This is a genomic window from Campylobacter subantarcticus LMG 24377, assembly GCF_000816305.1.
GTDB lineage: Bacteria > Campylobacterota > Campylobacteria > Campylobacterales > Campylobacteraceae > Campylobacter_D > Campylobacter_D subantarcticus.
Window position 1 is genome coordinate 1,694,393 of record NZ_CP007773.1, and the last position, 11,440, is coordinate 1,705,832.

Sequence of the window (11,440 nt, forward strand, 5' to 3'; positions counted from 1 at the left end):
TTAAACTTTATTTTACTTTAACTTAGCTATATAAAAACTTATTATCAAAAAAATAAATTTTTATGTATTTCAAAATGAAACAATTTTTATCTTTTTATAAAAATATTTTTTTATGACAAATATCTTGTAAGATTTTTTCCTGATGAGAAATAAAAATATAAGTAATATCGTATTTTTTTTGAAAAGCATATAAATAATTTAGAATTTTACAAGCAGTTGTTATATCAAGTGCTGCTGTGATTTCATCTAAGATAAGTAATTTTGGCTTTAAAAGCAAAGCTCTAATCAAACCTAATCTTTGACTCTGACCACCGCTTAATTTGGAAGGTTTTAAATTTAAAATATCTTTTTCAAGCTCAAAAACATCAAAAAGCTTAAAAAGTTCTTCAAAATCAGGTTTAAGTTTAAAATTTTCATACACATCAAGCAAAAGTTTTTTAACGCTTTTATAAGGATTTAAAGCCAGTTTTTGATCTTGAAAAATATATTGTATTTTTTGACGTAATTTTCTTTGAGCGTTAAAATCTAAATTTAATATATTTTCATTTTCAAACAAAACTTCTCCAGTATTTGCACATTCAAGCATACAAAGAATTTTAGCCAAAGTACTTTTACCACTACCACTTTCCCCACAAAGCAATAAATTTTCATTTTGATTTAAAGAAAAACTCACATTTTTGAAAACAAAAATTTCCTCTTCCTTTAAATACCAATGTTTTTTAAATTTGTAAGATTTACTTAAATTTTTAACTTCTAAAAACATTTTCCTTCTCGAAATAGTTTAACAATTCTTTAGCAAAAACACCCTTTGGGTTACTTAAAAATTCTTTTATAGGTATTTGATAAATCAAAGTTTTATCTTCTATGATGGCCACCTCATCGCAAAGCTCTTTAGCTAAATTTATATCATGAGTGATGAAAATGAGATTTTTAAATTGTGCTTTTAGTTCTTTTAAAATAGTAATGATTTTTTCCTCATTAACTCTATCAAGTGAGCTTGTAATCTCATCACACAACAAATACTTGGCCTCACTTAGCAAAGCTAGGGCTATTTGAACGCGCCTTGCCATGCCACCACTTAGTTGGTATATAAAAGAATGCCACAAAAGATCATGATTTTTAAGCCCTAAACACTCAAAATAATAAAAGGCCTTTTCTTTGATCTCTTTTGTACTTAAATTAGTATGAGTTTTTAAAACTATATTAAAATAACTCCCTATATCAACAAGAGGATAAAAACTCCCATAAACATCTTGAAATAGTAAATTTATCTTAGCTCTTAACGCATTTAGCTCTTTTTCTTTTAAGTCCAAAATACCTTTTCGTTCAATTCTAAATTTTTGCGCATTGAGTTTATAATACTTATCAAAAAGCCTAATCATACTTTTTAAAAGCAAGCTTTTTCCTACTCCACTTTTACCCATAATAGCCAAAGCTTTGCCATCTTCTAAATTAAGATTTATATCTTTTAATAAGATTTTGTCTTTAAAACTAAGATTAAGATTTGAAATTTCTATCATACTTTAATCTCTTCTTGTAAATCATTACCCAAGGCAAGCAAAGGCAAAATAAGCACAAGTATAAAAACCGCAGGGAAAAATATCATCCACCAAAAACCTAAAAAAACTGCTTTGCTTGCTTCATTAAGCATATTTCCTAAACTTGGAGTCCAAAGCTCTACCCCTAAGCCAAAAAAACTCAAAGTAGCCTCGCTTGTAATCGCATGAGCGATATTTAAAACAAAAAGCACAAAAAGCAAATTCCAGCAAGCAGGAAAAAGCTCACTGAATAAAGCTTTCATCTTACTAGATCCTAGCACAATAGCATTTTGATAAAATTCAAGTTTTTGAAATTTATTAAGCTGAGTATCAAGCACTTTTGCCACAAAAGCAAAATGCCCTAAAGCAATGATAAAAATCATACTCCACAAAGATCCTGCCAAAAAGCTTTGAAAAAACATAATCACAAGCAAAGAAGGTAGCGCTAAAAGCATATCAAGCACTCTTGTAAAAAACGCATATGCAAAAAATCTTGTTAAAAACACATAAACACAAGCAAAAAACACACTAAAAAATGCCGCCATTATCCCTACAAACAAAGAAACACGCAAGGCATATAAAATACGCGTAAAAACATCTCTACCAAGTAAATCTGTGCCAAAAATATGGCTTAAATTTGGATCTATTTTGGCCTTGCTTAAATCCACTAAATTAGGGTCGTACGAGCTAATTAAAGGTGCAAAAAGCGCTAAAATAAAACTTAGTAAAATCATCATCACACAAAACTTACGCATTTGCAAACCTTGGATTAATCATCTTGCAAATTATTTCTACGATCAAATTTGCAAGCACCACCACTAAAATGCTAAAAATCACCACAGCCAAAACCACAGGATAATCTTTAAATAATATGCTTTTAATTACCAAATTTCCCACGCCTTCATAAGAAAATACACTTTCTACTATATAAGTTCCCATTAAAAAACTTACAAAAGAAGCACCAAAATATGCAAGTATAGGTGCCATCGCATCTTTTAGCACAAAATGCAAATAAATTCTTCTTTTGCTAAGTCCTCTTGCAAAAGCACTCTCTATGAAGCTTTGATTAAAACTATCAATCAAGCTTGTCCTTATAAAACGCACAAAAACAGCTAAATGTGAAAGCACTAAAGCACATACAGGCAAAAACAAATGCCATAAACGATTAAGTATATCATCTTCAAAGCCAATATCTGCAATCGCAGAACTTGGAAAAAGCTTAAAAAATACAGCAAATACCAAGATAAGCATTAACGATAAAGAAAAAGCAGGCAATGCAAAAAAACTCATCGTTGAAAAAGTAATAAATTTATCTAAAAAACTATCTTTATAAAGAACACAAAAAAGCGCCAAAACCAAAGACAACACAAAAAGCACAAAAAAGGCCAAACTCCCTAGTATGATGGTATAGGGAAGTTTTTCTTTTAAAATCTCACTAACTTTTTCTCCGCTGATTAAAGAGTAGGAAAAGTCACCTTTCATAGCATTAAAAAGCCAATTTTCATACTGCTCTAATAAGGGTTTATCTAAATTTAAATTACGCTCGATTTCTTCTTTTATTTTAAAGCTAGTTCCTTGAGGCACACTAGCAAAAACCACACTTCCTTTAGCATGATAAACCATCGCAAAACAAAGAAAACTTGCAAAAATCATTAAAAAAAACGCCCATAACAGGCGTTTAAAAATGAGTTTTAACACTAATTTTTGCTCCACTCATATGCATTCCAAGTAAAACCTACCCCATGATGACCTAAAATATGTGGTTTTATACCATGGATATTTTTGGCAAAAACTAAAGGATAATCAATATAAGCGATAAACAAAAACGCAGGATCTTCATATAAAGCGTGGATAAATTCTTGATAATATTTTTTTCTTTCATTTATATCAAGTGAGTTTCTAGCTTTTTTTAAAGCCTCATCAACTTTAGCATTGTGATAATGTCCAAAATTCCACCCACTTGAATTCAAAGCACTATCTTGAGAACTCTCAAAAACTCTAAAAGTGTGAAAATCAGGATCATAAGGACTGCCCCAACCCACCAAAAAGCTATCAATTTTCGTATAGTCAAAACTTCCACTTGGCTTAGCTACTGCTTTTGCTTTTATACCAAGCTTTAAAAACTCACTTTGTAAGATATTTATCAAAGCCACTCTTAGTGAATCTTCACTCATAGCATACATTTCAAAGCTAAATTCTTTACCATCTTTTTCTAAAATGCCATTTTTGTTTTTTACAAAACCTGCTTTTGCTAAAAGCTCATTTGCTTTTTTTACATCATAAGTGTAAGTTGCAAATTCTTTAGGATTTACCCATGATTTTTCTAAAGGATGATTTGCTACTTTTCCAAAAGAATGCAAAAGAGAATTTATAATAGCTTGCTTATCGATAGCATAATTCAATGCCAAACGCACATTTTGATCTTTTAAAAACTCATGATTAAAATTAAACATCAAAGCACGATAATCAGCTGAAGGCTCTATAAGCATTTTAAAATTCTTATCATTAGCAAAATTTGGAGCTAAAGCAAAATCCACCAAAGCCACATCAATAGAACCATTTTTAAGTTCAATCGCGCTAATACTTGGATCTTTAATATGTTTTAATATAAGCTTTGGTGTTTTTACCTTTGCTAAATGGTAGTTTTCATTTGCTTCTAAGATCATGTATTGACCTTTTTTCCATTGTTTTAGCTTATAAGATCCTGTTCCTATAGGCATTTGATTAAATTTAGTTGTATTTAAATTTTCTTTTTCGAGCAAATGTTTTGGTAAAACTCCTACACTCAAAGCATCTAAAAATGCAGGAAAAGGCTTTGAAAGAGTGATGGTCAAATGATAATCATCGATGATTTTTACTTCTTTAACTGCGTCAAAATTTACCTTTGAAGGTGAGTTTAGCTTCTCATCTTTTAAAGCATTTATACTAAATTCCACATCTTTGGCGCTAAATTTCACCCCATCGTGCCACAACACATCATCTCTTAAAGTAAATTCATAAACGAGTCCATCATTGCTAACCTTCCAAGCGCTAGCAAGATCAGGCGCTAACTTCATATTTTCATCAAAACGTGTCAATCCTGAAAACACAAGTGCAATTGCCACATCATGATCCTCGCTAAAAAGCGGGTTGATACGCTCTGGCTCGTTTTCAACCGCGATGATAATAGTATCTTTTGGCGTAGTAGCAAAAAGATTTAACGCACAAAAAAGCATTATAAAAAATCTCAACATAATCTTCCTTTCTTTGTAAAATAAATTCCGATTATAGTATTTTTAATCATAAGCTTTGGTAAAAATTTCATTTTTATCATCAAATAAAAGCTGCAAATATCTTTCGTATTGTTTTAGTATATCCACGATGATTTCTTGTTCGTTTAGATACTCTATATTGTAACCATTACGTGAATCTGCAAAAAAAGTTTGTGGCTCAAAAATAAATTCTTTAGAATAAGTTGGCATAAATTTATCATTGATTATGCTTTGGCTTGCTTGTTTTTTTACTACTTGCACTCCATAGATAAAATCTTTTGCAAATTCTTTTTTTATAATCAAACTTATACTTGATTTTTCTTGGATAATTTGCGTTTTTAAGCCGTAGTTTTTTAGACTTTGACTGAGTGATTTCATAGCATTTTTGACTTTGGTATTTAAGAAATTTTGCATGTCTTGTTCTTTGCTTTGTTTTAAAATTCTAGCTAGCCTTTCTTGCCAAAATTCCCCTGAAAAATACACACTACTTTGACTAAGCTTAGTTAAAGAATAATTTACATCTACGATTAAACCTTTAAGTAATGAAAAACACATCAAACAAAGCAAAAAGGCAAAAGGTAAAGCCACTATCATAGTGATACTTAAAATCGCCCCCAAACCACCTGAATACAGCAAAGAAGCAGCCAAAAGTGCAAGTACAAAACCCCAAAGGATATTTTGCCATTTATATGGCTCATGAGCACCGCCGCTACTTAAAGAATTTAACACAAATATCCCGCTATCTGCTGAAGTGATAAAAAATAAAGCTAAAACCAAAAGCGCAAGTAAAGAACTAAGATAAGAAAAAGAAAAATTATGCAAAAAATAAAACAACAAACTTTCAGGAGTGGAAGTATACGAGCTTAAAACATCGTTAAGATTTAATGCGCTATTGCCAAAAATACTAAACCAAAGTATATTCAAGCTCGTTGGTACCACAAGTACACCAAAGATAAATTCCCGTATCGTTCTACCGCGAGAAATTTTAGCGATGAAAAATCCCACAAAAGGCGCCCAACTAAGCCACCAAGCCCAGTAATAAATAGTCCAGTTGTTAAACCATTCAATATGCTCTTTTTCATAATAATAAGTCTTAAAACTCAAAGCGATTAAATTTTGCAAATAATTGCCAATATTAGAAGTAAACTGCGAAAGAATTTCTACTGTCTCGGTTGAAAAAAGTACAAAGAGCATTAAACATACTGCCAAAACCAAATTTGCTTCACTTAAAATTTTTAAACCCTTTGTCAAACCACTAATCGAAGAAAGTGTCGCCAAAGAAATGATAATGATAATAATCACACTTTGTTCTAAAAAGCTTTGTTCACTCAAAATTCCTAAATTTAAAAAACCCGCATTCAATTGTGAAGCACTATAACCAAGCGTAGTACTAATACCAAAAACCGTTACGATCAAAGCTAAAACATCGACCAAATTTCCCCAAAAACCATAAATTTTTTCTTTCAATAACGGATAAAACGCACTACGCAAACTTAATGGCATTTTATATCTAAAACCAAAATACGCCATAGCTAAAGCACACACTCCATAAACTGCCCACGGGTGAATACCCCAGTGAAAAATCGTATGCAACATCGCATCCTCATCACTTGTTTGCAATGCTTTTTTATGTATGAGAGGTTCAGCCACACCAAAGTACATAAGCCCCACACCCATACCCGTAGCAAAAAGCATAGCAAGCCATGATGTAAATTTAAAACGAGGTTTTTCATCATCATCACCCAGCTTAATATCGCCAAATTTTGAAAGTGCAAGCGCTAGCATAAAACACACGAAAAAACTTACACTCAAGATGTAAAACCATGAAAAATTTGCAAAAATACCACTTTTAATGTGATTGATAAAATCATTTGTCACCTTAGGCAAAAAAATACAGCTAAGACTTAAAATGATAATCACGCTAATACTTGGTATAAACACTGCTTTTTTAAAACTTGTTTTTATCATGAAACTCCTTTTTTTGTTGTTTTGATTTATTAGCGTCTTTTTTTACTATGTCAAAAAACATCTTAAATACTACTAAATTTAAAAATAGCCACCATTACGCTAAAATTGTTATTTGCTTACATATCTTGCAGTTTGTGTTGATTTTGCAGTTAAAATGATTTTTGTTCCAATCAATCAAGAATTTACACTAAGTGTAAATTCTATGATCAATAAAGCACGATATGGACTTTTTGAGAGCCATGCACCCCAAAAACCGTTATAAGTTCGATATCTGCGGTTCTTGAAGGACCTGCGATAAATAAAATGTTACTCGGTAAAATCGCATTTTCTTTTTTGACTAAATTTAAAGCCTCGCTGATACTTTTAACTATATTTTCCTTTTTTAACAAAACAATACAAAGCATAGGAGCTAAAGAAAGCATTCTTGGTTGATCTTTACTTGATAGCACCAAAGCTACTCCGTGTGAACTCACCCCTGCCCTTGCTTCGATGATAGAAAAATCACTGTGGAAAACCTCAGTTCTTAAATTTTCGATTTCTTGATCAAAACAAGTTTTTTGCTCTGCGTTGATTTTTTGAATATCTATATTCAAACTACGTGGATAAATCAAACTTTTATATCCATAACTTGCTACGATTTGGTTGATTTTTTCTTCTAGTTTATCTGCAGTACTTTCTTCTACGATGTACTTGTTTGCAGTCATTTTTTCTTTTAGCTCACCCAGCATATCTTCACTTGTTTTGATATGCTCGATAGGATCTATAGTTGGAATTTTTTCAAGCGACAATGGTGCATTTTTGATTTTATCTAAAATCAATCTTTTGCTTTGTGAAGAAATTTCGTTTATTCTACTCACACTCAACTCCTTGCATTTTTTCAAGCTCTTTATAAAGATCAAGCTTAACTTGCGGGAATTCTTTATAAGCGCTCCATTTTTTGATCACAGGTAAGGAATTTTTTCCTTTTTGCAAAAACCAATTAAACTTATGCAAATTTGCTAAAATATTTTTCCAGATAAATGGAGAAGTAGCCACTTTTTCAAAAATTTTAAAAGCCATTGCTTCGGCTGAATTTGGCGTGATATTTTCAAAACTTCCTTGTCCTACTTTGGCTGCTCTTAGTTTGCGTATTAAATCCGCAAGAGGAATTTGCACCGGACACACTTGAGAACATCTTCCACAAAGCGAACAAAAAGAAAGAATATCTCCATTTTCTTGCATACCAAAAAGATTAGGACTGATAACCTCTCCAATCGGCCCTGGATAAACACTTTGATAAGTATGGCCACCGATTTTATCATACACGGGACAAAAATTCATACAAGCACCACATCTTATACAGCGTAAGGCTTTATAGTAGTCTTTGTCATTTAGCATTTTACTTCGGTTATGATCAAAAAGGATCACATGCACTTCTTTAGGGCCATCTAAGTCGCCATTTTTTCTAGGACCTGTGATGATGTTGTTGTATGTTGGTATAAACTGCCCCGTTGCTGATGGTGTGAGTAGTGAAACCATAGTTGCAGCATCTTCAAAGCTTTCCATTACTTTTTCTATACCACAAAGTGCCACATGGATATCACTTGCGGTAGTGCACATTCTGCCATTTCCTTCATTTTCTATCAGCCAAAAAGCCCCTTCTTTAGATATGGCAAAATTCACACCACTTAAGCCCATTTTCAAACCTTCAAATTCATCTCTTAAGTGTTTTCTTGCGATAGAATTAAGCTTTTCAGGTTCACTTTCTAAACTAGAACCTAGCTTTTCTTCAAAAATTTTTCCGATTTCATAGCGGTTTTTATGCACCGCAGGAACCACGATATGCACTGGAGTTTCATCATTTAGCTGTAGTATGAGTTCGCCTAAGTCAGTTTCTATGGCTTTTAAACCTTTAGCTTCTAGATAGTGGTTTAACCCTATCTCTTCACTAGCCATAGACTTTCCTTTGAGAATTTTACTGATGTTTTTTTCGATCATTAGTTCATAGATGATTTCACATGCATCCTCATCAGAACTCGCCCAATGCACGTTGATGCCGTTTTTTGTTGCATTTTGTTCAAATTCTAAAAGTCTATCATGTAAGCTTGAAAGTGCGTTGTTTTTTGCTTGCTTTGCTTTAGAACGCAAACCTTGCCAGTCTTCGAATTTTTCATCGATGATTTTCAAGCGATTTTTTTGCAATGTATGCATTGCCGATCTTAAGTTTTCCCTCATTTGCTTGTCGTGAATTTTCACATCGACAATTTGCTCATGTGCCATTTTCATATCGCTACCCCTTCAAGGCGTTTGTTTAAGAAGTCATATAAGTGAATTCCTTTTATATCAAGCCCCATTTTACTCATCGTTCCTGCGATATTCATCAAACAACCGCCATCAGAACTTAGCACGTATTTTACGCCTGTATTTTGAATGTCTTTGATCTTTTCTTGTGCCATGGAATTTGAAATTTGAGGTTCCTTTACTGAAAAAGTCCCACCAAAGCCACAGCATTCTTCTTCAAATTCCAAAGGGATCAACTCTACATTTTTGAGTTTTTTAAGTAAATTTTTACTCGCTTGGATGCTTTTTTGAATTCTTAATGCATGGCAGTTTGAATGCCAAGTTACTTTTATAGGCTCGCCTTTGTCTTCATAGTCTACTTTTAAAACCTCATCTAAATACTGACTAAGATCAATCACTCTAGCGCTAAAATCCTTCACTAAGCTAAAGTTTTCATCATCTTTAAAAAGCTCTAGGTAATCATGGCTCATCATACCCGCACAAGATCCACTTGGCACGATGATGGGATAATCTTGCGTAAAAAGTTTGATATTGTGCAAAGCGATATTTTTACTTTCTTTAAAATACCCCGAATTAAACGAGGGTTGGGCACAGCAAGTTTGCTGTTTTTTAAATATCACTTCCACCCCTTCTCTTCTTAAAAGCCTAACTGCATTTAAAACACTTTCTTGCATGATAGCGCTACCCAAACAAGTAGCAAATAAATATACTTTTTTCATTTTACTTCCTTATTTTAAAAGTACTGCTTGAGGTATGATCTCGTGGAAGAAAAATGCTATAACAAAAGTCCAAATTCCTATTAGAATTATAAAACCTATTGAGTATTTTAAAGTAAATCTAAACAACTCAGACTCCTTACCCACAAGTCCAACTGCTGCACAAGCAACCGCTATGCTTTGCGGTGATATCATTTTCCCTACCACTCCACCAACGGAATTAGCCGCTAAAAATAAAGTCTCTGAAATTCCTAATTTTTGAGCACTCACTTGCTGTAATGTCCCAAAAAGCAAATTCGAACTAGTGTCAGAACCTGTTAAGAACACACCTATCCATCCTATGATAGGAGAAAAAAATGCATAAGCATCGCCTGTATTTGAAAAAGCAAGTCCTAAAGTTGTACTCATACCGCTATTTTTAGCTATAAAGGCAAAAGCAACTACTAAGCCTATAGTTAAGCATGGAGTTGCCATTTCTTTTAAAGTTTCCCAAAAACACTCGGTAGCTTCGTTGATTTTTATTTTCAACACAACAATACTCATTAAAGCAGCCACTAAAATGGCTGTTCCTGCTTGTGCGACTAAGTCTATAGTGTGTGATGGGATCATGGTTTTTGTGATCTGTGGGTTGACTATGTCAGGGCTTATGATCGCGCCTAGGGTTTCGTTAAATTTCAAAGTAAATTGCATGAAATTTAATATTCCATCTTTAGCAAATAAAGCCTTAAACCAAGGTTGCGTCCATATAATAATACAAATAATCAAAAGTATAAAAGGAATCCAAGCTAAAAATACTTTTTTAAATTCTAGCTTTTGTGAGTTTTCAAAGTCTTTTACATCATCTAATCTAAAAATATTTTTTGGCTTCCAAAATTTTAAAAATATCGTAGTAACAGACAAAGAAACAACCGCTGAAATAATATCTGGAAGTTCTGCACCTAAGTGATTTGAACTCCAAAATTGTGTAGCGGTAAAAGACACCGAAGCTACAAAAATAGCCGGAAAAGTTTCCTTAACTCCTTTAAAGCCATCCATTAAAAATACTATAAAAAATGGTATGGTTAGACTAAGTGGCACGAGCATTCTACCTACCATAGCCGAAACACCGTGCTGTTCTATACCTGCTAGATTACTCATCGCTATGATAGGAATTCCAACTGCTCCAAAAGCTACCGGAGCGGTATTGGCGATGAGGCAAAGTCCTGCGGCGTATAATGGTCTAAGCCCAAGTCCTACAAGTAATGCAGCGGTAATAGCCACTGGTCCTCCAAAACCTATAGCACCTTCTAAAAACGAACCAAAACAAAATCCAATCAAAATCACTTGAATTCTATGATCTGGAGTGATACTCATAACACTTTGTTTTATCACTTCAAACGAGCCTGATTTGATAGAAAGTTTATATAAAAATATGGCCGCGATGATGATCCAAGCTATAGGCCAAATACCATTTGCAAAACCTTGTATAAAGCTAGCACCTAATAAAGAAAACGGCATATCATAAGCAAACAATGCCACAACACTTGATAAAATAAGAGTTAAAAAGCCTGCTTGATAGCCTTTGAGTTTGAAAACTACAAGAGAAAGCAAAAAGCACAAAATAGGCAAAAAAGCCACCAAAGCACTTAAAAGTATGTTGTCAAATGGATTATATATTTGTTGCCACATATTTTTCCTTTTGATAAAA

The 11,440-nt window shown here is 32.9% G+C and carries 10 protein-coding genes; all 10 read right to left on the reverse strand.

Annotated features, from left to right (window positions below):
* Nucleotides 1-94 precede the first annotated feature (94 nt).
* Nucleotides 95-763, reverse strand: a complete 669-nt coding sequence (locus CSUB8523_RS08690; protein ID WP_043020238.1) for an ATP-binding cassette domain-containing protein — start codon at nucleotides 761-763, stop codon at nucleotides 95-97.
* Nucleotides 747-1,520, reverse strand: a complete 774-nt coding sequence (locus CSUB8523_RS08695; RefSeq protein ID WP_043020239.1) for an ATP-binding cassette domain-containing protein — start codon at nucleotides 1,518-1,520, stop codon at nucleotides 747-749. The genes CSUB8523_RS08690 and CSUB8523_RS08695 overlap by 17 nt, the downstream gene beginning before the upstream one ends.
* A complete protein-coding gene (locus CSUB8523_RS08700; RefSeq protein WP_043020240.1) occupies nucleotides 1,517-2,293 on the reverse strand; it encodes an ABC transporter permease in 777 nt (258 codons plus the stop codon). The genes CSUB8523_RS08695 and CSUB8523_RS08700 overlap by 4 nt, the downstream gene beginning before the upstream one ends.
* Nucleotides 2,286-3,224 (reverse strand): ABC transporter permease, encoded by a 939-nt coding sequence (locus CSUB8523_RS08705; protein WP_043020429.1) that lies wholly within the window; start codon nucleotides 3,222-3,224, stop codon nucleotides 2,286-2,288. The genes CSUB8523_RS08700 and CSUB8523_RS08705 overlap by 8 nt, the downstream gene beginning before the upstream one ends.
* A gap of 11 nt (nucleotides 3,225-3,235) precedes the next feature.
* Complete coding sequence (locus tag CSUB8523_RS08710; RefSeq protein WP_043020241.1) at nucleotides 3,236-4,771, reverse strand: nickel ABC transporter, periplasmic substrate-binding protein; 1,536 nt, start codon at nucleotides 4,769-4,771, stop codon at nucleotides 3,236-3,238.
* A gap of 42 nt (nucleotides 4,772-4,813) precedes the next feature.
* On the reverse strand, nucleotides 4,814-6,757 hold the full coding sequence (locus CSUB8523_RS08715; protein ID WP_043020242.1) for a BCCT family transporter: 1,944 nt from the start codon (nucleotides 6,755-6,757) through the stop codon (nucleotides 4,814-4,816).
* Nucleotides 6,758-6,963: 206 nt separating this feature from the next.
* Complete coding sequence (locus tag CSUB8523_RS08720) at nucleotides 6,964-7,614, reverse strand: NAD-independent L-lactate dehydrogenase subunit (RefSeq protein WP_043020243.1); 651 nt, start codon at nucleotides 7,612-7,614, stop codon at nucleotides 6,964-6,966.
* Nucleotides 7,607-9,022 (reverse strand): LutB/LldF family L-lactate oxidation iron-sulfur protein, encoded by a 1,416-nt coding sequence (locus CSUB8523_RS08725; RefSeq protein ID WP_043020244.1) that lies wholly within the window; start codon nucleotides 9,020-9,022, stop codon nucleotides 7,607-7,609. Before CSUB8523_RS08725 ends, CSUB8523_RS08720 begins: the two co-directional genes overlap by 8 nt.
* Complete coding sequence (locus tag CSUB8523_RS08730) at nucleotides 9,019-9,756, reverse strand: NAD-independent L-lactate dehydrogenase, oxidoreductase subunit (protein WP_039664618.1); 738 nt, start codon at nucleotides 9,754-9,756, stop codon at nucleotides 9,019-9,021. Before CSUB8523_RS08730 ends, CSUB8523_RS08725 begins: the two co-directional genes overlap by 4 nt.
* Before the next feature lie 9 nt (nucleotides 9,757-9,765).
* Complete coding sequence (locus tag CSUB8523_RS08735) at nucleotides 9,766-11,421, reverse strand: L-lactate permease (RefSeq protein ID WP_043020245.1); 1,656 nt, start codon at nucleotides 11,419-11,421, stop codon at nucleotides 9,766-9,768.
* Nucleotides 11,422-11,440: the final 19 nt, after the last annotated feature.

Coding starts and splice junctions, on each gene's coding strand:
- CSUB8523_RS08690 (WP_043020238.1), bottom strand. CDS start 763: ATGTTTTTAGAAGTTAAAAATTTAAGTAAATCTTACAAATTTAAAAAA.
- CSUB8523_RS08695 (WP_043020239.1), bottom strand. CDS start 1,520: ATGATAGAAATTTCAAATCTTAATCTTAGTTTTAAAGACAAAATCTTA.
- CSUB8523_RS08700 (WP_043020240.1), bottom strand. CDS start 2,293: ATGCGTAAGTTTTGTGTGATGATGATTTTACTAAGTTTTATTTTAGCG.
- CSUB8523_RS08710 (WP_043020241.1), bottom strand. CDS start 4,771: ATGTTGAGATTTTTTATAATGCTTTTTTGTGCGTTAAATCTTTTTGCT.
- CSUB8523_RS08715 (WP_043020242.1), bottom strand. CDS start 6,757: ATGATAAAAACAAGTTTTAAAAAAGCAGTGTTTATACCAAGTATTAGC.
- CSUB8523_RS08725 (WP_043020244.1), bottom strand. CDS start 9,022: ATGAAAATGGCACATGAGCAAATTGTCGATGTGAAAATTCACGACAAG.
- CSUB8523_RS08730 (WP_039664618.1), bottom strand. CDS start 9,756: ATGAAAAAAGTATATTTATTTGCTACTTGTTTGGGTAGCGCTATCATG.
- CSUB8523_RS08735 (WP_043020245.1), bottom strand. CDS start 11,421: ATGTGGCAACAAATATATAATCCATTTGACAACATACTTTTAAGTGCT.